This is a genomic window from Amycolatopsis sp. NPDC114484 (assembly GCF_055633755.1).
The window spans coordinates 811,840-834,852 of the sequence record NZ_JBVKDQ010000001.1 but is presented as its reverse complement, the minus strand read 5'-3'; the positions used below and the strand labels follow the sequence as shown (position 1 = coordinate 834,852).

Here is a 23,013-nt window from a genome sequence, read left to right as displayed (position 1 = left end):
CGTTCGCCAGGTATATCTCCGGCCATGGAGCTTCCCGAACCGCCCTACTACGCGGTGATCTTCACGTCCCGGCGCACCGAAGGAGACCGCGGCTACGCCGAGCGTGCCGCCACCATGAACGAACTCGCCGCGCAACAGCCCGGATACCTCGGCATCAACTCCGTCCGCGACGAATCCGGGCTCGGCATCACCGTGTCGTACTGGCGGGACGAGGACTCCATCGCCGCGTGGCGAAGCAACCTGGAGCACACCGAAACCCGCGACCAGGGCCGCGCCGAGTGGTACCGCTCCTTCGACGTCCAGGTCTCCCGAGTCGAACGCGCCTACGGCTTCGAACGTCCGTGAAGGGAACCCTGAGGGACTCTGATTCCCTCAGGGTTCCCCTCACGACCTTCTGCTACTGACGGTTCATCGAGAAACTTTGGCCGTCGGAGCCGATCGCCCCGGGGACCCACGTCGCGCTGCCGCCGTCGTCCGCGTTGAGGCCCTGCGGGCTGGTGTCGGCGAGGTTCTTGCCGTCGAACTTGACCCCGTCGAACTTCACGCCGCCGTTGATCGCGGGGTATGAATCGGTCGGCGATTCGATGATCGCCTCCGCCGACGAGTGCTTCGCGTTCAGCGACTGCGTGGTCGTCTTCGTCCAGCCCTGCGTGTCGTTCTTCAGGTCGAGTTTGTAGCTGTTGTTGCTGCGCGTGACCGTCGCGGTGAGGTGGTCGCCAGCCTTCACCGGCGCCTCGCTCGCCGAGTAGTACACCGGTGCGGCCGGGTACATTTCGTACCACGCCTGGTATTGCGGGCTGCCGCTGGAGCAGTCGGTCGCGACACCGGTTTGTTCCACAGAGGACGATCCGTCGCCGTCGATGCCCACCCACGGCGCGAAGAGGTCGTTGCTGGAATTGCAGGTCGCCGACGGTTCGGTCCAGCCTGCGGTCGCGGTGGTGAAACTGCCGAAACTGACGTAGCCGCCCCAGTTTCCGCCGGAGTAGTGGTTCCCGTGGAAGTGCTTGCCGAACGTGACGGGCCCGGCTCCCGCGCCGGCGACGAGGGTCGCGGCCGCGAACGCGCCGACCGCCAGCAATCCGAGGGGACGACGGAAAGATCGTGGACTCATGGGCATCCAATCTGGTCACGGGAGTGCCTGCGCGTACCAGTGTTGAATTTCGCTCGCCCGAGTTGGTAGCTACTTTCGAAGGGTATTCACATCTCGGGAAAACTTCACCAAATGTCCCGATTCTCCTTTGTGTACACGGAAGTCCGTGCCCGCCCGCCAGGGGAGGCGGCGGGCCGGCACGGACTCCTTCCGAAGTGGACTACCGCGCCGTACGGGCGTGCGCGGCGTCCACGAACTGGGTGGTGTACGTCTTGGACAAATCGATCTTGTCCTTTTTGGGCTTGACGTTGCTGGACGAAGCGCCAAGCACCTTCAGGACGTTCTGCGCGCCGGACGGGTCCATCCGGCCGTCCTTGGTGAACATCGGCAGACTGTCCTTGAGCGACTTGACGTACAACGCCTTGTCGCCGCCCGCGAACGACGGCGGCATCAGATCGGCCACCTGCTCCGCGGTGTGCGTGGAGAGCCACTTCAGCGAATTCACGTACGCATTGGCGAGTTTCTGCACGACGTCCGGATAGCGCTTCACGATTTCGCAGCTCATGTACAGCGAACTCGCCGGGTACAGCCCGCCGAGCGCCGCGCGCGTGCCTTCCGGCGTGCGCATGTCGTAGAGCACCTTGGCCTGTCCGGTGTTGGTCAGCTGCGCGATGGTCGGGTCGGTCGTCATGCCCGCGTCGATCGAACCCTGTTGCATGGCAGAGATAAACGTCTGCCCCGCCCCGACCTTCACCGGCGTGTAGTCCTTGCTGCCGACACCGCCGCGACTGGCGAGCGCCTTGGTGAGGAAGTCCGTCGACGAACCCAGCGACGTGACGCCGAGGTTCTTGCCGCGGAAGTCCGCGCCGGACTTGATGTGCCCGGCCTTCGCAGTGGCGACCATTTCCGCTTCGCCAGGCACATTCGCGAACTGCACCACGCTGGTGATGCACTGGTCCTTGGCCTGCAAGTCAATCGTGTGGTCGTAGAACCCGACCACGCCCTGCACTTCACCGGCCAGCAGCGACGTTTCCGCGTTGGCCCCGGACGGCTGGTCAAACAGTTCGACGTCCAGTCCCTGCTTCTGGTACTCGCCCAGCTGCTTCGCGAGCTGCCCCGGCAGATAGATCACTTTGGACAGTCCGCCGACCATGATCTTGATGTGCGGCCGCCCGCCGTTGCCGAGGTCGATCTCCCGGGAATCCCGGCAGGCGCTCACCCCGGCCACGGTCACCAGCGCGGCCGCGGCGACCGCGAGTGTCCTCTTGAGACGCATGTCAGATATCCCGCCGTCCGTCGTCGGCCGACATCTGCGGACGCCAGCGCAGCAGCTTGCGCTCCGCCGAACCGATCAGCCATTCCGCGAACAACGCGACGACCATGATCACGAGCATCCCGGCGTAAACCCCGGCGGTGTCGAACGTGCCCTGCGCGTTGGCGATCAGGAAGCCCATACCCGCCTTGGCACCGGTGTACTCACCGACGACCGCACCGATCAACGCGAAACCGAACGCCACGTGCAGCGACGAAAGAATCCACGACGTCGCACTGGGCAACACGATCGACTGCAGCACCTGCCACCGCGTCGCCCCGAGAATCCGCGCGTTGTCGATCAAGTTGCGGTCCACTTCCCGAGCACCGGTAAAGGCGTTGAAGAACACCGCGAAGAACACGAGCACGAACACCGTCGCGACCTTCGACGACAGCCCAAGCCCGAACCAGATCACGAACAGCGCGGCGAGCACGATACGCGGCATCGCGTTGGCTGCCTTGATGAACGGAGCCAGCACCTCAGCGAGATACGCACTGCGGCCGAGAATGACACCGCAGATCACGCCGGCGACCGCACCCAGGACGAACCCGATCACGGCTTCTTCGACGGTCACCAGGATCTGGTACCAAATGGTCCCGAAGTCGGTCCCGGTCGTGAACCATTCGGTGAGCCGTTCCCAGATCTTCGACGGCATCGAGTAGAAGAACGGGTCGATCCAGAACCGGCCCGCCACCTCCCACAATCCAAGCCAGGCAACGAGAATCGCCAGCCGCAGCAGCCAGACGTTGCGCTTGTGCCGTCCGGCGGAGCGCTTCGCGCGGGAGAGGATGTCTTGTTCGGTTTCGAAGACCGGCGTCGGCGCGGTCTGAGTCTCAAGCGACACCGGTCGCTCCCTTCTGGCGGGCCTTGTCGACCTCGCCGCGCAGCGATTCCCAGATGTCGGAGTAGATCTTGCGGAATTCCTCGGTGAGCCGCAGTTCTTCCACCTTGCGCGGACGCTCCAGCGGAATCTCGAAGACGTCCTTGACCGTCGCCGGGCTCGTGGTCAGCACGACCACCTTGTCCGCCAACGCGATCGCCTCGTCGAGGTCGTGCGTCACGAAGATCACCGCGGCGCCGGTGCCGGACCACAGCCGCAGCAGCTCGTCCTGCATCAGTGCCCGCGTCTGGACGTCGAGCGCGGAGAACGGCTCGTCCATCAGCAGGATTTTCGGTTCGGTGACCAGCGTCTGCGCCAGCGCGACACGCTTGCGCATACCGCCGGAAAGCTGGTGCGGGTAGTACTTCTCGAACCCGGCCAGACCAACGCGGCCGATCCAGTCCGCCGCCTTCTTCCGAGCGTCCTCTTTGGACACGCCGCGGAAACGCGGCCCAGAAGCGACGTTGTCCAGCACCGAACGCCACGGCATCACCGCGTCGGTCTGGAACATGTAGCCGACGCCGTCCGGAATGGACTTCACGTCGGAGCCGTGCACGACGACCCGGCCCGCCGACGGCGGCTGCAACCCGGAGACGAGGGACAACGTGGTGGATTTGCCGCACCCGGTCGGTCCGACCACGGCGACGAACTCCCCTGGTTCGACGGTCATGGTCAGCTCGCGGACAGCGGTGTGGACAGAACCTGATCCGCTCGGGAACCTTTTGGTGGCGCCGATCAGTTCGATGAGTGGGGCCATCGAGGTGACTCCTTCGTCACGGTGGGGACTCGCTCGAGGCAGGTTAAGTTCGGGTGAGCGGCGCGAGAAGCTTGTCGACGTTCTGCGTGCGCTCTGCGCGTTCTCCACGTTTTGCTCGTTTAGCGCACAGCCCTGAGCTGGGGGTATGTTCCCTGGCATGCCGAAGTGGGCGCTCTTTCCGCGGATGCGGTTCACCCGTCAGGTGCTGCTGTTGCAGATCGGCGTGGTGGTCCTCGTCGTGGGCCTCGGCGTCGCGCTGGTCAGTTCGCTCCTGCGCACGACGCTGTCGAAACAGTACGGCGAACGCGCGCTGGCTGTCGCGAAGTCAGTGGCGACAGAACCGGCGGTCATCGCCGACGCCGCCGCACGCGACCCCAGTGCCGCTCTTCAAGAGCGGGTACAGGCGGTGACCAAGGAGAACGATGCGCTGTTTGTCGTCATAACCGACGATCACGGCATCCGGCTGGCCCACCCGAAGCTCGATCTGGTCGGCCAGGAAGTGAGCACACCCTGGGCAGAAGTGATCGCGGGCAACGATGTGGTGAGCGAGTTCCGATCCGGCACATTGGGTCCGTCGGTGCGCAGCAAGACCCCCATCCGGCAGGGCTCACGCATCGTCGGCGAAGTGAGCGTCGGCTACGAGATCAGCGAATTGACCAGTGAGTTCAACCGGCTGCTCGTCTTGACGATGATCTTCGGCGGAGGAGCGCTGCTACTCGGCGCGGGCGCGTCCGCCCTGCTCAACCGCCGCTTACGCCGGGTAACCCACGGCCTCGAACCCCACGAACTGACCGAGCTGCTCTACGAACACGAAGCCGTCCTGCACGGCATCGGCGAAGGCGTCCTGGCCGTCGACGCGGAACACCGGGTCACCGTCCGCAACGACGAAGCCGAACGCCTCCTCGACACCCCGCTCCCGGTCGGCACCCCGCTGGAAGAACTGGACCTGTCGCCCCGAGTCCACAAAGCCGTCGCGGAAGGACGGCCGGTGGACAACCTCCTTGCCGTCGCCGGAGACCGGGTCCTGGTGATCAATTCCCGTGCCGTACAACGAGATGAACGCTCGCTGGGCACCGTGCTGACCTTCCGCGACCGCACGGACCTCGACACCCTCACCCGCGAACTCGACGGCATCCGCTCGCTGTCCGACGGCCTGCGCGCGCAACGGCACGAGTTCGCGAACCGCCTGCACACGCTGTCCGGCCTGCTGCAGCTGGGACACCACACCGAAGCCGAGGAATACCTGCAAACCCTCACCGAATCCACCGCCTCGCGCGCGGAACCGCTCGACGACCGGGTCACCGATCCGTACCTGCAGGCCTTGCTGGTCGCGAAAACCGAGCAGGCGCAAGAAAAAGGCATGGAACTGCGGCTGGCCGACGACGCCTGGGTCCCCGCCTCGGTGACCGACCCGATCGCCGCGGGCACCGTGATCGGCAATCTGGTCGACAACGCCCTGCACGCCGCCCGCATGGGCCCGCGCCGCCCAGCGTGGGTCGAGGTCGGCCTGCTCGCCGATGGTGCCACTTTGCACGTGTCCGTTGTAGACAGCGGACCTGGAATTGACGAGACCTTGCGGGACAGGCTTTTCGACGAAGGAGTGTCCACAAAGCTCAGTCCCGGGCACGGCCTCGGACTGGCCTTGGCCCGCCAAGCCGCCCGGGCCCGCGACGGCGACGTGTGGCTCGCCGATCCCGGCGGCGCGACGGCCGGCGCGTTGTTCGTCGCCAAACTTCCCGGCCTGCTGGACCGACCCGAGGAGACCGACGCATGATCCGCACCCTGATCGTGGACGACGATTTCCGCGTCGCCGGCGTGCACGCGGGATTCGTGTCGGAGGTGCCGGGATTCACCGTCGCCGGGGTCGCGCACACCGCCGCCGAAGCCCGCGCCCGGGTCCGGGAACTGGCCCCGGACCTGGTGCTGCTGGACGTCTACCTGCCGGACGAGCCCGGCCTTTCCGTCCTGCCCGACCTGAAAACGGACACCATCGTGCTGTCCGCGGCCACCGACGCCGCGTCGATCTCCGCCGCGATCCGCGCGGGCGCGCTGAACTACCTGATCAAGCCGTTCACGACGCGGCAGCTGTCGGAACGGCTCACGTCGTACGCCCGCTATCGCAGCCTGGTCGCCACCGAACGTCCACTGTCCCAAGACGACGTGGACCGGGCTTTCCGCGCTCTGCACGACCAAGATCGCGCGGCGACGCCGAAGGGCCAGTCAAGCGCGACGGCACGCCTGGTGTCGGAGCGGCTGCGCGGTTCGCCGACGCCGCTGTCCGCCGCCGAAGTAGCCCGCGAACTCGGCATGGCCCGCGCCACGGCGCAGCGCTATCTCACCGCGCTGGCGGAGTCGGGGGCGGTGGAAATGCGGCTTCGCTACGGCGCGACCGGGCGGCCGGAGCACGAATACGGATGGATCGGCTGACCCGGGGTCAGTGCTCGCCGGACATCCGCTGAGCCATGTCGAACCACGGCTTCCAGTCGAGGAACTGGTCGATTCCCGCCCGCGCCGGGGTCTTGCTCGGAGCGGGCGTCTCGAGGTCCGCGCGCGGATCGGCCTGCTCCGGGGACTCCGGTGCCGCCGTCGCACGCGGCGTGGTCGGGTGGATCGGGTTGTGCCGCCGCACCGGGGTCTGGTGCGAAGGCACCGGGACGTACACCGTGACCGGCGGCGCGGTTTGCGTCACTTGCGGCGTGATCGTCTGCGGTACCGGGATCTGCTGCTCCGCGATCGGGACGCGCTGCTCGGCCTGCACGACGGCGTCGTCCGAGGACTGCCCGGGAAGCGCGCCGGTGAAGAAGCCCCCGGCGAGCCAGCCGAGTCCGACCAGGACCACCGCCAGCCCCGCGCCGACCCACACCCGGGCCCGCCGCCGCGACGCCACCGCGCGCGGGCGTTCCTCGGCGGGCGCGCACCCGGCGATCACCGGGATCTGCTGGGTCGATTCGCAGCTCGTCTCCGGAGCGGCCTCGTCCAGCAGGCGCGGCCCGCGCGGCAGGCTCGCGGCGATGATTCCGGTGCGGTCGACCAGTTCCCCGGAGGCGCGGTCAGCGGGCGCGGCCAAACGGCGCTCGGCAAGGCGCAGCATCGAGGGCTACCTCCGGGGTGCGGACACACGAGTGGACTGGCAGCATTCTGCTGCATTTTCGCGCGGTCGGCGAAAATGCAACTCCATCGAGTGATCGAGGAATGCGGACAGTCGCGGCGCGTTATCCGTTCCGGTCGACGCGTTTGAGCCCCTGGCGCGCCAAAAGCGCGAGCGGACGCTGGTATGCCGAACCGAGCACGCGCGGGATCGCGTCGATCACGTACGCGTCCGGTCCGATGAGGATCCGCGCGGACCGCCTGCGCACGCCGCGCAGGATCGTCTCGGCCGCTTTCTTCGGTGTGGTAAGGGCGATTTTGTCGAATCCGGCGGCCGCCTTGGCCTGATCGCCGCCGGTTCCGCCGCGAGCGTTGCGGGCGATGTTGGTCTTGATCCCGCCGGGGTGCACGCAGCTGACGCCGACCGGATGCCGCGCCGCGAGCATTTCTTCGCGCAGCGACTCGGTGAATCCGCGAACGGCGAACTTCGCCGCGTTGTACGCACTCTGCGTAGGCACTCCGACGAATCCGAACACGCTGGAGATATTGACGACGTGGCCGTCGCCGGAGTCGATGAGGTGCGGCAGGAATGCCTTCGTCCCGTTCACGACGCCGCCGAGGTTGACGCCGAGCAGCCAGTCGAAATCCTCGAACGTCATGTCCTCGACGGTCGCGCCCAGCGCCACCCCGGCGTTGTTGACGACGAGATTGACCCGCCCGTGCTCCCGCACGACGTCCTCGGCGTGGGCGAGGACCGCGGCCCGGTCGGCCACGTCGAGCGAATGACCGCGCACCTCGGCACCGCGTTCGCGGGCCTCGCGCACGGTACCGTCGAGGCCCTCGGCGTCGACATCGGACAGTTCGAGGAGCGCGCCGTGCAACGCGAGTTCGAGCGCCAGCGCCCGGCCGATGCCCGAGCCCGCTCCGGTGATCACTGCGACTTTGTTCGAGAAGTCCTTCATCGTCTCCCCACCCTGGTCTCACCGCTTTCTCTGATACTAGTGACGAGGACCAGACCAGGAGGTGGCATGCGGCGCACGGTGATCGGGCTGTTCGCACTGTTGAGTGCGAGCGGGACCATCGTGGCGTGCGCTGAGCACGCAGCGGAGCCGACACTCCCTTCGTCGACCCCGGCGAAGCCGATCCAAGCGTCCATCGGCGCGTTGTTCGTCGACGGCTCGCATTACTGCACCGCGAGCGTCGTGCACAGCCCGCGCGGGGACGAGTTGCTTACCGCCGCGCACTGCATCCACGACGGCGAAGGCGGCGGCTACCTGGCCAATGTCACCTTCGCGCCGGGTTTCCACGACGGTGTCGCGCCGTACGGGTACTGGCAGGTCGGCGGCGAACTGGTCGCGCAGGGATGGATCGATTCGTCCGATCCGAACCTCGATGTCGGTTTCGCGACTGCGCGCCAGGAGGGCTCCCCCGAACCCCTCGAATCGGTGACCGGCGCCAACCAGCTGGGCACGAACGGCCCCTTCGCACGCCCGGTGACGGTGGCCGGCTACCCGGACGGCGTCGACGAGGTGGCCACCTGCGAGACGCACACCCAGCAGCAGGACGAACACCAGGTCCGCGTCGACTGCCCCGGCTTCGCGACCGGCACGAGCGGCAGCCCGTTGGTGGCAGAACCCTCGCCGGAGACGAAAACGGGCACGGTGGTCGGCGTGATCGGCGGCTACGAAGGAGGCGGCTACACCGACGACGTGTCGTACTCGAGCTACTTCGACGACCAGATCACCGATCTGTACAACCGGGCGACGACAATGCCGTGACATGATGCGGCCCATGAGCACGCGCGACGTCCCGATCACCGGGGAACCGATCCGGCTGGGCCAATTCCTGAAACTGGCCGACCTCGCGGACAACGGCTCGCACGCGAAGGACCTGATCGACGCGGAAGAAGTCACGGTGAACGGCGAGGTCGAAACCCGCCGAGGCCGCCAGTTGGCAGACGGCGACGTGGTCGCGGTCGGCGGCGAGGAAGCCCGAGTCTCCCTGGAGCACTGACTCCCCTGGGTGGTCCGTGAGGGGAACCCTGAGGGCCGCTGATTCCCTCACGAGCCATCCACCCGGCCCCGCGCGGCACCCAAGGCGACTCGCCGAGGCACCCAGCCCCGCGCCCACCCGCAGCACCCAACCTGACCAGGCACCCACACCTGGCCCTGCACCCCGATACGAAGCCGCCACGCGGTCGACGGGTGCTTGTCAAGCCATCTTTCCCGCCTTGACAAGCACCCGTCGACCGTCATCACAATCGGGCTTCGGGGTGCCCCACCGCACCATCCCGCAACCCGACCGACCGTGCCCCCGCACCATCCCTCACCCGACCGTGGTCAACGGTGCCCTCCCCAGCTTCAACGCCAGCGAATCCAACTGACGCCGCACAGAAGCCTGCAACGGCACCCCCAACGCCCGGCACTGCTCGAGATACTGCGCCTCGCGCCACCCGGGATAGCGAACCGGCGTCCGGCCCTCCCACCCGAGCATGCTCCCGAACACCGCACTGGCCGCGCGATAGAACCCGTCGGCACTGCGCAACGTCGTCGGAGCGATCGCGAGCACCAGCAACCCGGTGTCATGCTCATGATCGGCGACCCCGGACAACACCCCGGCCAGCACGTCCACCATCAACGCGAACCCGGCGAACTGCGGATCGCGAGCGGCGTCGGCGAGGTCGACGTCGAAGACGAACTCCGGATACGCCCCGGCGGGCGCGGCCATGCCCAGCGGATGCACCGGCTGATCGGCATACCCGCCAGCGGCCATGACGATGCCGATCATCCCGTGCGGCAACGCCCGCGCCGCATGGTGCCCAACGCGACCGAACGGCCCGACCCCACGCAACGACAGCAGCCCGACCCCGAACCGCCCGGCCCGCTGTACCGCGCGATCCATCGCGTCGCCGACCGCCCACAGCCCGGACGCCCGCCGGTAATCGACAAGCGCCGCGGCTCCGCGGTCCGCGATCAGCAATGGCTGCGCGCCGGGACTGACGAATCCGTTTTCGATCGCGGGCAGGTGCACGCGAGTCAGCTCCCCGACGCCGGTTTCCGGCGCGCCGGTGAGGTCGCCGTGGCACAACGCCTCCGCGGCCGGACGGGCGCGATCCTCGGGAAAGCCTTGTGCCATCAGGACAACGGAGACGAGCGTGACCAGTTCATCGGCGGGAACGCGGTGCCAGGCCTGCTCGGGAATCGGGGTGTCGGCGGGAACTTCCGGAACGGGGCGGCTGAGCCGGGGGGCACGCGGTCTGAGGGGCACTTCATCAAGGTTGCCGGGCGATCTCGGGCCCCGTCAACGAGGTTGGCCCTAGAGTGTGATGCGGTCAGCCGCAGAGACGTACCCTGAAGCACATGTGCCGAAACATCACCACGCTCCGCGGCCTGCAGCCCGCCGCCACCACGGACGAGATCGAGGCCGCGGCACGCCAGTACGTGCGCAAAGTGACCGGAGTGCAGTCCCTTTCGGACGCGACGCGCGAACCCTTCGAAGCGGCGGTCGCCGAAATCGCCGAAATCACCGCGCGGCTGCTGGAGGAACTCCCGCAACGCCGCCAGCCGCCGACGACCGTGCCGCCGCTGCGCCGCCCGGAAGTCCAGGCGAGGATCGCCCTGCGCGAGGCCAAGAAAGCCTGACGCCGCAATCACTCCACGGCCTGCCCCGGGAACTTCGGCTTGATCTCCCGGTTGAGAAAGCGCCCCGGGCTGTCGGCGGCCATCAGCGCGCGATGCACCCGCGCGGGCACGAGGTGGTAGCGGTAGACACTGCCGTTGCGGAACCCGATTTCCAGCACCGACTTCGCGGCGTCGTAGCCGACGTCGCGAATGACGGAAGACTCCACGGGAACCCGGCGCACAGCACGGCCAGGGTACCCGCGCGACTGCCGGACGGAGGTTCGAGAACCGGGGCCGCACAGACCTCAAGTACCTAGCACCGTACTCACCTGGGGATTTGCAGCTAGGTTCGAGAACTAGGCGGTGCCGCCTTCAGGCTCTTGCCGGAATCCGCCGAAGCGAGCGCAATACCTGTGCCGCACCCGCTCAACGACGTACCCGCCAAGAGGTCTATGACCCGCGCTGACGCGGGTCATAGACCACAAGCGGAAGCGGAGGGATTTGAACCCCCGGTAGGTTTCCCTACGGACGCTTTCAAGGCGTCTGCATTCGGCCGCTCTGCCACGCTTCCTTCTGGGTCAGGGTATCGCGCCGTCCTTCGACGTCGTCCAGGTGTTCGAGGACCCGGATGAACGCCGTGGCCACCACCGTCTGCTCGGCGGGCGTCAGCAGGTCGATCAGGTGCTCGCGGGCGCCGCGCACGTGCGTCGGCGCGGCTTTGTCCAGTACGTGCTGGCCGGCGTCGGTCAGTTCGGTCAGCACGCCTCGCTTGTCTTCCGGGTCCGGGCGGCGCGTGACCAGCCCGGCCGCCTCCAGTTTGCCGATCTGGTGCGACAGCCTGCTCTTCGTGGAGCCCAGTTGCGCCGCCAGTTCGGTCATCCGCGTGCACCGGCCCGGAGCCAGGTTCAGGCAGACCAGGACCTCGTAGTCGGCGAGCGAGATGCCGTGGCTTTCGGTCAGTTCGCGGTGCAGCCGCTGGCGCAGTCGCAGCGACGCGACGATGTAGGCCCGCCAGGCGTGCTGTTCGGCCGGGTCGAGCCAGCGCACGTCCTGGTCATCGCTCATGCCCGGAAGCGTAGAAGGCCGGTTTCGCCGCTGCCGTTTCGGCCCGCCGTGAAATTTCTGGGCAAACTTCCCCCGATGGAGGGTTACGAAAAGGTTGAGACTCGGCGCGAAGAAGCGCATCCTCGGTGGCAGCGGAGGGACGACGAGGACTCCGGAGCGCGCCGAAGGGCACGCCGGGCCCCGTTTCCCACCGGGAAAGGCCAGGTGGTGGCATGGCAGGTAGTTCCTGCGGTTGACCGCCCGCTGTGTCCCCGCGATCGGCACGGCCCCGTTCCGGTTCGGTCGCGATTGCGAACAGCACGAGCACCCCGTGCGCTCCGGCATCGGCCACGCGCACCCGGCGTCGTTATGCCGCTGCTTCTCTTCGCGGCCTCGGCACCGCGAAGGCAGCGCCGGACGCCTGCCCGGGCGGTGGCCAACCGCTGTCAACGAAACCTCGGTAGTACCTGGGTGCGGCCCCCAGCGCAGGGGCCGCACCCAGCCTCGTTCCCGGCTTTGCGGCTACCCTTTCGGCGTGCGATTCGACGACAACGCGGATCTGGACTCCTCCGAAATCCAGGACATGCGCGGCAGCGGCGGAGGCGGCGGCGGAATCGGCGGCCGCGTGGCCATCGGCGGCGGCGGGCTCGGCATCGTCGGCCTGGTCATCTATTTCCTGTTCTCCCAGTTCGGCGGCGGTCCCAGCACCGGCACGTCGCCCGCGGTGGGCGGGGTCGGGCTCGGCGACGTCCAGTCCGGGCAGCAACTGGACTCCGGCACGCTCGCGAAGAAGTGCCGCACCGGCGCCGACGCCAACCGGGATCACGACTGCTCGATCGTCGCGATCGTCAACTCCATCCAGGACTACTGGACGCAGGAGTTCTCCCGTTCCGGCCAGACCTACCGCAAGGCGACCACCCGCTTCTTCACCGGCGGCGTGCGCACCGGCTGCGGCAGCGCGACGTCGGACACCGGCCCGTTCTACTGCCCGGCCGACTCCTACGTGTACATCGACCTGTCCTTCTTCAACGAGCTGAAGACCCGCTTCGGCGCGCAGGGCGGCCTGTTCACCGAGGCGTACGTGCTGGCCCACGAATACGGCCACCACGTCCAGAACCTCACCGGCACGTCCAAGCGCGGCACCGGCACCGGACCGACGTCCGGCTCGGTCCGGCTGGAACTGCAGGCCGACTGCTACGCCGGCGTCTGGGCAAACCACGCCAGCACGACCCCGACCAGTTCCGGGAAACCGCTGGTCCAGGACGTCACGAAGGACGACATCTCGCGCGCGCTGGACACCGCGTCCCGGATCGGCGACGACTACATCCAGAAGAACCTCGGCAACGGCCATGTCGACAAGTCGAGCTTCTCGCACGGCACCTCGGCGCAGCGCGAGAAGTGGTTCACCACCGGCTACCGCACCGGCCAGCCCGCGAGCTGCAACACCTTCAGCACCAACGATCTCGGCTGACCCGGGATACAGTCGGGCGCATGCACGCGATCACTATCCGCGAACCCGGTTCCCCTGACGTGCTCGAATGGACCGAGGTCCCCGATCCGGAACCCGGTCCCGGCGAGGTCCTGCTGGACGTCACCGCCAGCGCGGTCAACCGCGCCGACCTGCTGCAGCGGCAGGGCAACTATCCGCCGCCGCCCGGAGCGAGCGACATCCTCGGCCTGGAATGCTCCGGCACGATCACCGAACTCGGCGAGGGCGTCGAGGGCTGGCAGGTCGGCGACGAGGTGTGCGCGCTGCTCGCCGGCGGCGGGTACGCCGAACGCGTCGCGGTCCCGGCCGGGCAACTGCTGCCGGTGCCAGCCGAAGTCGAGACGCTCGCCGCGGCCGGGCTGCCCGAGGTGGCCTGCACCGTGTGGGCGAACGTCGTGATGCACGCCGGTCTCGGCGAAGGCCAGGTGCTGCTGGTGCACGGCGGCGCGGGCGGCATCGGCACGCACGCGATCCAGGTGGGCAAGGCGCTCGGCGCGACCGTCGCGGTCACCGCCGGTTCGCCGGAGCGGCTCGAACGCTGCCGTCAGCTCGGCGCCGACCTCACGATCAACTACAAGGAACAGGATTTCGTCGAGGTGCTGCGCGCCGAGACGAAGGGCGCCGACGTCATCCTCGACAACATGGGCGCGAAGTACCTGGACCGCAACGTCGACGCGCTCGCCACCGACGGCCGGCTGGTCATCATCGGCATGCAGGGCGGGATCAAGGGCGAGCTGAACATCGGCAAGCTGCTCGGCAAACGCGCGAGCGTCTACGCGGCCGGGCTGCGGTCGCGGCCGCTGGACCAGAAAGCGGCGATCGTCGCGGATGTCCGGAATCGGTTGTGGCCGTTGGTGGAACAGGGTTCGGTGCAGCCGATCGTCGGCCACGTGGTGCCGATGGCCGAGGCCGCGTCCGCGCACCGGATGCTCGAGGAGGGCAGCATCTTCGGGAAGGTCCTGCTGGCCGCGAAGTCGTGACGCGGGGCCTCAGCGCAGTTCTTCGAGCACCCGCACCAACTGGTTGATCTCGAACACGTTGGAGTAGTGCGCGAGCCCGATCCGCACCGCTCCGCCGACCTCGCCGACGCCCAGCGACGCGAAAACGCCGCTGGTGCCGTCGTCGGCGAAGGCGCACAGGCCTTGCGACGCCAGGTATTCGGCGACCTGGGACGCTTTCGCGCCGGCCACGGCGAACGCCAGCGCGGGGATCCGGCGCATCGCGTCGCCGATCACCATCACGTGCCGCAGCGAGCGCAGTTCCGTGGACAGCTGCGCGAGCAGGCCCGCGTGGTACGACTTGGCCGAGCCGAGCGACGTCACCAGCCGTTCGCGGCGAGAGCCGGCCGCGGCGTCGTCGAGGCCGGCGAGGTAGTCGATGGACGCGATGAGACCGGCCAGCAGCGGGTACGCGTGCGGGCCGAGTTCGAGCCGCGCGGGGCCGGTGGCGGTCGGGTCGAGCGACACCGAAGAGATGCGTTCCAGCAGCTCCGGATCGCGGAACACCAGCGCTCCGACCGCCGGCCCGCCCCACGAGGGAGCCGAGACGACCATCACGTCGGCACCGAGTTCTTGCAGGTCAAGCGGTACGAACGGGGCGGCGTAGGTCGCGTCGACCACCACGAGCGCGCCGACGCGCTTGGCGAATTCGATCACCGTCGGCACGTCCGGCCGGGTCCCGACGGACCCGGACGCCAGCGTCACCGACACCGCTTTCGTCCGCGCGGACACGAGGTTCTCGTACTGCCACGCGGGCAGTTCGCAGGTCTCGATGTCGATCTCGCTCCAGCGCACGACCGCGCCGACGCGTTTCGCGGCACGCCGCCAAGGCGCGATGTTGGCCTCTTCGTCGAGCCGGGAGACGACGACCTCGTCGCCGATCGTCCAGCGCTCGGCGAGCGCGTCGACCAGCCGACGCAGCAGCACCGGCGCACTCGGGCCGAGCACGACCGAGGACGGGTCCGCCCCGACCAGATCGGCTACGGCCCGGCGGGCCGCGGTGACAATGCTTTCCGCCCGCTGGGAGGCCGGAAATGCTCCGCCCGGCCCGGACACCGGTGCCCGCATGGCCGTCGAAACGGCCGAAGCGACCTGTTCGGGCACGAGCATTCCGGCGGCGCCGTCGAAGTGAATCCAGCCGTCGCCAAGCGCGGGGAACAGCCCACGGATACGAGCGACGTCGAACGCCATGGGGACACCGTACGGACGTGCGGTTTCGCGGTTGCCGCGGGGTTGGGCAGAACTGCCCGAACGGCCGCTAGGCTCGGGTCAGGACCTCCAACAGCGACGGGGATGGAGCACATGAGCGAGCCGAACTTCGGGGGAACGGGCGCGACCGGGGACGGAACGGACGCGCCGCACGTGGTCGTCGTCGGACCGGACGGGGTCCCGGTCGGCACCGCGCAGATCGCCCCCGACGGCGAGGAGAACGAGTCCGTCGGGGACCTGGTCGAGGAACCGGCCAAGGTGATGCGGATCGGCACCATGATCAAACAGCTGCTGGAAGAGGTCCGCGCCGCGCCGCTGGACGACGCCAGCCGCAACCGGGTCCGCGAGATCCACCAGACCTCGGTACGCGAACTGGAGCAGGCGCTAGCGCCCGAACTGCGCGACGAACTGGAGCGGCTCGTGCGGCCGTTCACCGAGGACCAGACGCCCTCGGACGCCGAACTGCGGATCGCGCAGGCCCAGCTGGTCGGCTGGCTGGAGGGGCTGTTCCACGGCATCCAGACGGCGTTGTTCGCGCAGCAGATGGCCGCGCGGGTGCAGCTGGAGCAGATGCGCCGCGGGTTGCCCGCTGGTTCGTCGGGGTCGGTTGGGCAGCCGGGCGAGGGACACGGGCACGGGATCACTGGGACTGGGCAGTACCTCTAAGACGGCGCTGGTCCGTCTCCGGAGACTCTCCGAGGCGATCGGGAACGTGACGGTTCCCGATCGCCAAGGCGACGGCCGCTCTCTTCGAATCAGTACTGCTCGTACCTTCGCGGTTTTTCGTCGAGGTTCGAGTAAAGGCCCGGATGCGTGAAGGCGCCGGAGAGGATAGCGATGAGGAAATCTTCGATACTTCCTTCGTAGGCACCCCAGTCTGGCCCCGTGTTCTCCAAGAAAAAGATCTTTCCATCGGATTCAGCCGGGCTGAGGGCATTCCAGAAGTAGGAGTGCTCGTCATCCACCGCCCAGGGGATAAGACCGGGGAACTCCGGGTGGAACCGGTGCGGATAGTAGTCCGGGAGCATCTCTCTGCTTTCGTGGAAGTACGAAATCGTGATCTCCAGCCGATCCTTGAAGTCCACCAGGGAGTCAGCGCTCTGGATCGGTGGGACAAAGTAGATGCGCTCGCCGAAGGCGCCGGTCGGAAACGTGGCAGCCACGGCCTTGAAGTCTTCCGGAAAGGCAAACCCCATCGCCTTCTCGACTTCGGCCCAGGACAGCTCGCCGTCCACGCTTCCCCGCCAGTTCAGAAACTCAGCCAGCCGACTGGCAGGTTGCACGCTGACCACCCCTTCCTCTCGGCAGCGGACCGCTAGCGTCCCCGCAACGGAACCACTTCTACCGCACCTTTAGCTCACCGCGGAGAAGAACGCTCGAAGATCTCCGATCAGCAGGTCGGGTTCTTCGAGCGCCGGGAAGTGCCCGCCGCTCGGGAATTCCGTCCACCGCACGATCCGATCGGTGCGCTCGGCCAGTGACCGCAGCGGAAGCCCGATGTCGTCCGGGAACACCGCGACGGCGGTCGGCACCGTCGACGACGGCAACTCGGCACCCCACTGGACGTCCTGGTCGGCGTAGATCCGCGAGGACGACGCGGCGGTGCGGGTGAACCAGTAGATCGAAACGTTGGCGAGCAGATCGTCACGGTCGATCAGGTCGTGGTCGGTGTTCGAGAAGGCACGGAACTTCTCGGCGATCCAGGCCAGCTGCCCGGCCGGGGAGTCGGTGAGACCGTAGGCAAGCGTTTGCGGCTTGGTGGACTGGATCATCGCGTAGCCGATGCCGGTCTGCTGGAAGGCCTGCGATTTCTCCAGCGACCGCTGCCCTTTCGCCAGCTCCGCCCCGCTGAGCCCATCGAGGTCAGCCTCGTCGCGAGCGACCGCGGACGGCAGCATCGTCACGTGCGCGCCGATGATCCGGTCGGGGAATTGAAGGCCGAGTTCGCGGGAGATCAACGCGCCCCAGTCGCCGCCGTGCGTGCCGAACCTCTCGTACCCGAGGCGGGTCATCAGCTCCGCCCAAGCACGCGCCGTACGCGCCGGGCCCCAGCCGCGGTCCGGTGTCGGCCCGGAAAAGGCGAACCCTGGTACGGACGGAACGACGACGTGAAACGCGACGGCCGGGTCACCGCCGTACGAGCGAGGGTCGGCGAGGGGGCCGATGAGGTCGAGGAATTCGACGACGGAGCCGGGCCAGCCGTGGGTGAGCAGAAGCGGGACGGCGTCCGGTTCGGGAGATTTCAGGTGCAGGAAATGGACGTTGGCGCCGTCGACGGTGGTGGTGAACTGGGGAAAGCCGTTGATGCGTTCTTCCTGCGCGCGCCAGTCGAAACCGAGCCGCCAGTAGTCGACGAGGTCTTGGACTTCGGCCACCGGAATGCCCAGCTCCCATGCCGGGTCTTCGAAGGGGTCCGGCCAGCGGGTGTCGGCGAGGCGACGGTTGAGGTCGGTCAGGTCGGACTGCGGGATGTGGATCCGGAACGGGGTCTCGGTCATGAGGAAAAGCTATGGGGGATTGAGGACCAAGACGGTCCTCAATCCCCCAGCGTCTTGCTCACCTACTCGAAATCGACGCTCCACCGCTGATTCGGCGCGTACTGGCAATCGAACAGCACCAGCCGAGTCTCATCGGCGTCACTGGCGTTCAGCGTGCTCAGGCACCGTCCGGACGCCGGGTTTTCGATCTGCCCGTCCGGCCGCTGGAACCAGCGCTGCGCGTTGCCTCCGGTGCAGGTGTACAGCTGGACCGGCGTGGAGTTCCCGGTGGCTCCGTTCGTCACGTCGAGACACCGGCTCTTCATTCGAACAGTCCCGTCGTTCTGCACGGTCGCTTGCTGAGCGACGCTTCCGTTGCAGGTGTACAGCTGAACAGGGGTGCCATCGGCATCAACGTTGTTCTTGACGTCAACGCACTTTCCGAGCACCCCGAGCATCCGGCCCTTGTGCGGGTAAATCCGCTGCGGTGCCCACGCCTGGGACGCCGAAGCAGCGCAGGCCCGGATAGTCGCCGAAGCAGCGCCCTGTACGGCATCAAGGCACTTGCCTGCCTTCGAGTTGACAATGGCGCCGTCGGGGCGAAGCTCCCATTTCTGGGTTGCCACGTCACCATTGCAGGTGTTGTCGACCACCTGGGTTCCGTCGGCCAGCGCCCCTCCCTTGAGGTCAAGGCACCGCCCGAGCGCCCTGATCGAGTCTCCCGGACCGAAGGTCCAAGTGTCCGAAAGGGACAGAACACAGCCTGCCGCGGCGATCGCCGCGCCATCGGCGACCACGCGGTTCGTCACATTCAGACAGCTTCCAGCACTGTTGACGACCTGGCCGGCGAGAGCATCGCGGTGGGCGAAGCCCCAGATCTGCTGTGCTTGGCCAGTACAGTCCTGGATCGTCACCGCCGACCCATTCGTCGATCCGGACGCCGCCAGGCACCGGCCGGCCGCCAAGTTGAAGATCCGGCCGTCGGAGAATACCTGCCATTCCTGGGTCGGGTCTCCTGAGCAATTCGCCGCGACGACCCGCGTGCCCGCGCCAGTACCGGCATTCTGGGTGTCAAGGCATTGGCCCGCGGCGTGCAGAGACAGATCGCCCGCAGTCCACTGCTGAGCCACACCGCCGTTGCAGCCGTACATCTGAATGGTGGAACTGGACGGCACGCCGCCGGCCAGGTCGAGGCAAGAACCGCCGAGACCAGTGATCAGGTCGCTGCCGGAAACCCGGTTGGAGCGCACCCGGAGGTTCCGGAACTTCACCTGGTCCCCGGTGCCGCCGCCCAGCAACTGCATCATGGTGCGCCGCGCGAAGCCTCCCGGCTGGGTGTACTCGTTCACCTTCGTGCCGTTGAGCAACACCGTGACCTTGGGGCCGCCGAGCGTGACCTCGAAGGTGTTCCACTCCCCGACGGGCTTGGCCGCCGAAGCGAGCGGAGCCTGCGCACCCTTGATCGCGCCGGTCGCGTCTGTCGGAGCCGAGGACGAACCTCCGATAGCGACCTGGATGCCCGGCAGCGCGCCAGGACTCCGGGAGAACCCGATCTTCAGGCCGGAATCGGAATTGTTTCCGGTGGCTTTCCAGTCCACGCGGAGCGTGTAGTCGTTGTCGTACATGTCGGACGGGTTCCAGGGGCCGCCCGAGCCCGCGAGCGTGCCGAACTCGCAGCCGTTTTGCTGTGCGCTGTCCGGGCCCCACTTGGCAAGAGACGTCTCCGGCCGGCCGTCCAGGATCGACAGGAATCCCGGCTCGCTGGCCGGTGCGACGCAGTTGCCCGGCGCGGCGGCCGGGGAGCCGCCGACGAAATAGCCGGTGACGTCGACCGAGGCTTCGACCGCGCCATCACCGTTCGCCGCCGTCAGCTTTCCTCCCGCACCGAGCGGCACCACCGCGGTGGCCGGGGAGAACTGCCCTTGATCGGCCAGCAGCGCGGGGGCGTTGGCCCACCCGGTTTCCGGAGCGTAGAAGGAGATCCCGCTGGCGACGATCTTGTCGGTGACCGAACCGGCCAGGAGCGCGCCGGTCGCACCGATCGGAACTCCTCCCACGCCCGCGACCTGAGCGGTAACCGTGCCGCCACGACCGATGGGCGAGCGAGGGACACCCGTTCCCGTGCCGGTGTCGAGCACTCGGGCGGCACCCAGCGTCGGCACGTATTTGGCACCGGTTCCGGGGGCAAACCATCCGAGCAGATCCACTGCCGCGTGAGTGAGCCCCGCGGAGTTGCGCAGCCGGATCTTGCCGTCGTCACCGATCCGCACGATGGCCAGGTTCGATCGCCGTTGCCCGACGTTGAGGTAGAGGCTGCTTTCCCCGGCCGGGTAGGTCTGCGGATAGGCGGCAAGCGTGGCCGGCGCGGTCGCCTCCTCCGCGGAAAGGTTGATCACCACCGCGGTGGCGGCGTCCGGGACTCCGGAATTTCCGCGGATCTGCAGAGGCACTTCTTCCCCGGAGCCGAGCGCGGTGGTTCGCGCTCCGGCGGGCCCGTGGGTGTCGAAGAGACGGGTCCCGCCGGGGACCGCGGTGTACGTGCCAGGACCGTCCGGACTGAAATAGCCTGCGTAGTCGATGAATACGCCCGGCGTTCCCGCGGTGTTGCGGATCCGTATCGCGTGGTCGCCGCCCAGCGGGACGACCATGGTCAAGGCAGCTTGCCGGTTGGTCTGGACCGGAAACCGGATCGGCTGCACCGTTCCCGGGGCCTCTCCGGTGAACTGCAACTCGGTCGGCCCGTCGGAAAGCCCGGCGGTGACAGTGAGGACCGCCGCGGTGGCGTTGTTCGGCACTCCGGGGATTCCGAGGGTGAAGGTTTCCCCAGCGGTGAATCTGCGCTGATGGCCGCCGACAGCGGTATTGGTGTCCAGAATCCGGGTCGGATCGGTGGCCGGCGTGTAGCCGCCGGGAGTCGCGGAGGGAGCGGATCCCGGGGAACCGAGTGCGAGGACCCCGGCGCCCCAGTCGTTGGCGGAGCCACCGGAGACAGGTTTTGCCTTGGCCCTCAGCAGAGACTCGAGCTGAGTGGCGTCGAGTTGCGGGTTAGCCCCTTTGAGCAGCGCCGCGGCACCGGCGACATGGGCGGCAGCCGCCGAAGTACCGGAGAAGCCGCCAGGGCCATAGGTCGCCGTGCTGACGGCGTCGAAGCCGGTGATGTCCGGCTTGTTCCGGCCGTCCACCGTGGGGCCGCGGCTGCTGTAGAGCTCGAGCTGCCCGGAAGCGGGTTTGGTAGCGCCGGCCGCGAAGGCGTAGGGGGAACTGGCTGGCTCGGCGATGCTTCCGGCAGGGGTCGGCCACTGCAGCGACCCGCCGCCGCGTTTGGTCACATAGAGGTCGAACGGCATGGTGAAGGGGGCGTTGTTGTTCTTGACCCAGATGTAAAAGCTGCCCGCGGACCCGGTGTTGTTGGTGAAGGTGGTCTCCTCGGTGGGAGCGGCACCGCCGGTGGTGTCCCGCTGGGCCAGTGTCGACCTGGCCACCACGTGAGGATCGTTGACTCCGGACGGCGCGACCGGTTGATCCGTGACGTACAGGTCGAGGTCGGTCGTGGTGACCGGCCACGCATCCCAGCGCAGGGTCACCGTCGAGGATTGGAGTGCTCCCACTGCGAATCCGTTGACCTCGGAAGTCCCGTTGAACTCGACCCAGCCGTTGCCGCCACTGCGGTCCGCGGCCTGGCCGGAATAGTGCAGTTGGCCGTAGTTGCCCGCCGCGGTCGACCAGAGAACCCCGGCCTGGCGTGAACGTTGCACGACCTGCGCTGGGCTGTTCGCGTCGGGGCCGGTGCCGTCACCGCGGCCGGACCCCGGAACCGAGATCGCCGCACTGATGATCTGGACGCCCTGCTGCTGCAGCCAATCGACCGCAGGCGCGAAACCCATCGTGTCCTGGACGCAGGAAAGGTAGAGCGTGGCGTCGGGTGCCATGTCGTGCGCGACCTCGGCGACGTTGACCCCGTGGTCGTCGTCGGTTGTCGCGTCGAGGCAGTTCGAGCCGTTGGTCACGAGCTGGGTGCCCGTCGGCAGTTCTCCGGCTGCCTGGGCCTGGGCGAGCCCGCCGAAGCCGACGTCGAGAATCCCGATCTTGACTCCGGCACCCTTGTTCCCGGCCTGAATCCAGGAATCCGCCCCGGATGCGGCAACGCCTTCCGACGTGACCGCGGCCGGTAGCACCTTGGTGGGCCGCTGAACGACGTGTACTCCGGGCTGTTTAGCGAGTTTTTCGACTTGGCCGGCATCGATGGCGGCGCGCACTCGTCCCGGCTGCGCTGCCGATACCGTGCCGCCGACATTGGCGACCGCCTGTCTCAGCCGTCCTTCGTCATCGCCGAAAACGTAGAGCAGCAGGCGTCCGGATCTGTCCTTGGCCACCTGCTCACCAGGTCTTTGATCTGCCACCGATTCCGCTACCGGAGCGTCTCCGGCCGTCGCCGCGGAAGCCGGCAACGTGACAGTGCCCAGCGCCAAGGTGATGGTGGCGGCCACCAGCGCCGCACGTTGCAGGGTTCTCATCGCTACTTCCATATTCTCTTCGACTTAATACTGTTCGTACATTCGAGGTTTTTCGACGAGGTTCGAGTAAAGTCCCGGATGAGTAAATATCCCGGATAGGATATCGATGAGAAAATCTTCGATAGTTCCTTCATAGACACCCCAGTCAGGGCCCGTGTTTTCCAAGAAGAAGATCTTCCCATCGGATTCAGTCGAGCTTATCGCATTCCAGAAGTATGAGTGATCATCATCCACCGCCCACGGGATAAGCCCGGGATACTCCGGATGAAACCTGTGCGGGTAATAATCCGGGAGCACCCTCCTGCCGTCAAGGAAGTCTGAATTCGTGATCTCCAGGCGATCCTTGAACATTCCCAGAGAATCTGCGCTTTGGATCGGCGAGACAAAGTAGATTCTTCCACCAAACGCACCGGTCGGAAAAGTGGCAGCCACAGCTTTGAAGTCTTCCGGGAAGGAAAACCCCATCGCCTCCTCAACTTCACGCCAAGAGAGATCGCCCGAAACGCTCCCCGGCCAGTTCAGAAATTCAGCCAACC

At 67.4% G+C, this 23,013-nt stretch carries 23 protein-coding genes and 1 tRNA gene; 9 read left to right on the top strand and 15 right to left on the bottom strand.

Annotated elements, in window-relative coordinates:
- Nucleotides 1-24 precede the first annotated feature (24 nt).
- Nucleotides 25-345 (top strand): antibiotic biosynthesis monooxygenase family protein, encoded by a 321-nt coding sequence (locus ACZ7SW_RS04055; RefSeq protein ID WP_470228912.1) that lies wholly within the window; start codon nt 25-27, stop codon nt 343-345.
- A 52-nt stretch (nt 346-397) separates the two neighbouring features.
- Here ACZ7SW_RS04055 and ACZ7SW_RS04050 read toward each other — a convergent pair whose 3' ends face one another.
- From ACZ7SW_RS04050 to ACZ7SW_RS04035, 4 genes are all read right to left on the bottom strand, one after another.
- Nucleotides 398-1,111, bottom strand: a complete 714-nt coding sequence (locus ACZ7SW_RS04050; protein WP_470228911.1) for a G1 family glutamic endopeptidase — start codon at nt 1,109-1,111, stop codon at nt 398-400.
- Nucleotides 1,112-1,310: 199 nt separating this feature from the next.
- The gene (locus ACZ7SW_RS04045; RefSeq protein WP_470228910.1) at nt 1,311-2,366 is read right to left on the bottom strand and encodes an ABC transporter substrate-binding protein; all 1,056 of its coding nucleotides are present in this window, start codon (nt 2,364-2,366) and stop codon (nt 1,311-1,313) included.
- Nucleotide 2,367: 1 nt separating this feature from the next.
- Complete coding sequence (locus tag ACZ7SW_RS04040) at nt 2,368-3,246, bottom strand: ABC transporter permease (protein ID WP_354750878.1); 879 nt, start codon at nt 3,244-3,246, stop codon at nt 2,368-2,370.
- Entirely contained in the window at nt 3,236-4,039 is an 804-nt protein-coding gene (locus ACZ7SW_RS04035; protein WP_116200696.1) for an ABC transporter ATP-binding protein, read from the bottom strand. Before ACZ7SW_RS04035 ends, ACZ7SW_RS04040 begins: the two co-directional genes overlap by 11 nt.
- 184 nt (nt 4,040-4,223) lie before the next feature.
- Between ACZ7SW_RS04035 and ACZ7SW_RS04030 the strand changes: the two genes are divergently transcribed.
- A complete protein-coding gene (locus tag ACZ7SW_RS04030) occupies nt 4,224-5,813 on the top strand; it encodes a sensor histidine kinase (RefSeq protein ID WP_470229238.1) in 1,590 nt (529 codons plus the stop codon).
- Entirely contained in the window at nt 5,810-6,466 is a 657-nt protein-coding gene (locus ACZ7SW_RS04025; RefSeq protein WP_378398525.1) for a response regulator, read from the top strand. The genes ACZ7SW_RS04030 and ACZ7SW_RS04025 overlap by 4 nt, the downstream gene beginning before the upstream one ends.
- A gap of 7 nt (nt 6,467-6,473) precedes the next feature.
- Here ACZ7SW_RS04025 and ACZ7SW_RS04020 read toward each other — a convergent pair whose 3' ends face one another.
- Nucleotides 6,474-7,130: a hypothetical protein gene (locus ACZ7SW_RS04020; RefSeq protein ID WP_470228909.1), complete on the bottom strand. Its 657-nt coding sequence runs from the start codon at nt 7,128-7,130 to the stop codon at nt 6,474-6,476.
- Nucleotides 7,131-7,251: 121 nt separating this feature from the next.
- Entirely contained in the window at nt 7,252-8,088 is an 837-nt protein-coding gene (locus ACZ7SW_RS04015; protein ID WP_470228908.1) for an SDR family NAD(P)-dependent oxidoreductase, read from the bottom strand.
- Nucleotides 8,089-8,154: 66 nt separating this feature from the next.
- On the opposite strand from ACZ7SW_RS04015, the gene ACZ7SW_RS04010 reads away from it, so the two are divergent.
- Both ACZ7SW_RS04010 and ACZ7SW_RS04005 read left to right on the top strand, forming a co-directional pair.
- Nucleotides 8,155-8,904, top strand: a complete 750-nt coding sequence (locus tag ACZ7SW_RS04010; protein WP_470228907.1) for a trypsin-like serine peptidase — start codon at nt 8,155-8,157, stop codon at nt 8,902-8,904.
- Between the two features lie 13 nt (nt 8,905-8,917).
- Entirely contained in the window at nt 8,918-9,139 is a 222-nt protein-coding gene (locus tag ACZ7SW_RS04005; protein WP_470228906.1) for an RNA-binding S4 domain-containing protein, read from the top strand.
- A 312-nt stretch (nt 9,140-9,451) separates the two neighbouring features.
- Here the strand turns inward: ACZ7SW_RS04005 and ACZ7SW_RS04000 are convergent, their stop codons facing one another.
- The gene (locus ACZ7SW_RS04000; RefSeq protein ID WP_470228905.1) at nt 9,452-10,393 is read right to left on the bottom strand and encodes an Ldh family oxidoreductase; all 942 of its coding nucleotides are present in this window, start codon (nt 10,391-10,393) and stop codon (nt 9,452-9,454) included.
- A gap of 92 nt (nt 10,394-10,485) precedes the next feature.
- Here ACZ7SW_RS04000 and ACZ7SW_RS03995 point away from each other — a divergent pair, with 92 nt between their 5' ends.
- Nucleotides 10,486-10,767, top strand: coding sequence for a DUF2277 domain-containing protein (locus tag ACZ7SW_RS03995; RefSeq protein ID WP_344281506.1), 282 nt, complete (start codon nt 10,486-10,488; stop codon nt 10,765-10,767).
- 8 nt (nt 10,768-10,775) lie between these two features.
- On the opposite strand, the gene ACZ7SW_RS03990 is transcribed toward ACZ7SW_RS03995, so the two are convergent.
- The 3 genes from ACZ7SW_RS03990 to ACZ7SW_RS03980 form a co-directional block, all read right to left on the bottom strand.
- A complete protein-coding gene (locus tag ACZ7SW_RS03990) occupies nt 10,776-10,973 on the bottom strand; it encodes a KTSC domain-containing protein (RefSeq protein ID WP_470228904.1) in 198 nt (65 codons plus the stop codon).
- A 259-nt stretch (nt 10,974-11,232) separates the two neighbouring features.
- Nucleotides 11,233-11,317 (bottom strand) — tRNA-Ser (locus ACZ7SW_RS03985).
- Complete coding sequence (locus tag ACZ7SW_RS03980) at nt 11,281-11,811, bottom strand: MarR family winged helix-turn-helix transcriptional regulator (protein WP_470228903.1); 531 nt, start codon at nt 11,809-11,811, stop codon at nt 11,281-11,283. Before ACZ7SW_RS03980 ends, ACZ7SW_RS03985 begins: the two co-directional genes overlap by 37 nt.
- A 514-nt stretch (nt 11,812-12,325) precedes the next feature.
- On the opposite strand from ACZ7SW_RS03980, the gene ypfJ reads away from it, so the two are divergent.
- Nucleotides 12,326-13,261 carry a KPN_02809 family neutral zinc metallopeptidase gene (ypfJ, locus tag ACZ7SW_RS03975; protein WP_470228902.1) on the top strand — a complete coding sequence of 312 codons (936 nt, stop codon included), beginning with the start codon at nt 12,326-12,328 and terminating at the stop codon, nt 13,259-13,261.
- Between the two features lie 20 nt (nt 13,262-13,281).
- Complete coding sequence (locus tag ACZ7SW_RS03970) at nt 13,282-14,259, top strand: NAD(P)H-quinone oxidoreductase (protein ID WP_470228901.1); 978 nt, start codon at nt 13,282-13,284, stop codon at nt 14,257-14,259.
- A 9-nt stretch (nt 14,260-14,268) separates the two neighbouring features.
- Here ACZ7SW_RS03970 and ACZ7SW_RS03965 read toward each other — a convergent pair whose 3' ends face one another.
- Nucleotides 14,269-15,468, bottom strand: a complete 1,200-nt coding sequence (locus ACZ7SW_RS03965) for a cysteine desulfurase-like protein (RefSeq protein ID WP_470228900.1) — start codon at nt 15,466-15,468, stop codon at nt 14,269-14,271.
- 102 nt (nt 15,469-15,570) lie between these two features.
- Here ACZ7SW_RS03965 and ACZ7SW_RS03960 point away from each other — a divergent pair, with 102 nt between their 5' ends.
- Nucleotides 15,571-16,152 carry a bacterial proteasome activator family protein gene (locus ACZ7SW_RS03960; RefSeq protein WP_470228899.1) on the top strand — a complete coding sequence of 194 codons (582 nt, stop codon included), beginning with the start codon at nt 15,571-15,573 and terminating at the stop codon, nt 16,150-16,152.
- Between the two features lie 89 nt (nt 16,153-16,241).
- Here ACZ7SW_RS03960 and ACZ7SW_RS03955 read toward each other — a convergent pair whose 3' ends face one another.
- The 4 genes from ACZ7SW_RS03955 to ACZ7SW_RS03940 all read right to left on the bottom strand — a co-directional run bounded on the left by ACZ7SW_RS03955 (nt 16,242) and on the right by ACZ7SW_RS03940 (nt 23,011).
- Entirely contained in the window at nt 16,242-16,778 is a 537-nt protein-coding gene (locus ACZ7SW_RS03955; protein WP_470228898.1) for an SMI1/KNR4 family protein, read from the bottom strand.
- 60 nt (nt 16,779-16,838) lie between these two features.
- Entirely contained in the window at nt 16,839-17,984 is a 1,146-nt protein-coding gene (locus ACZ7SW_RS03950; RefSeq protein WP_470228897.1) for an epoxide hydrolase family protein, read from the bottom strand.
- A 62-nt stretch (nt 17,985-18,046) separates the two neighbouring features.
- Nucleotides 18,047-22,477 carry a ricin-type beta-trefoil lectin domain protein gene (locus ACZ7SW_RS03945; protein ID WP_470228896.1) on the bottom strand — a complete coding sequence of 1,477 codons (4,431 nt, stop codon included), beginning with the start codon at nt 22,475-22,477 and terminating at the stop codon, nt 18,047-18,049.
- A gap of 24 nt (nt 22,478-22,501) precedes the next feature.
- Nucleotides 22,502-23,011, bottom strand: a complete 510-nt coding sequence (locus ACZ7SW_RS03940) for an SMI1/KNR4 family protein (RefSeq protein WP_470228895.1) — start codon at nt 23,009-23,011, stop codon at nt 22,502-22,504.
- Between the last annotated feature and the right edge of the window lie 2 nt (nt 23,012-23,013).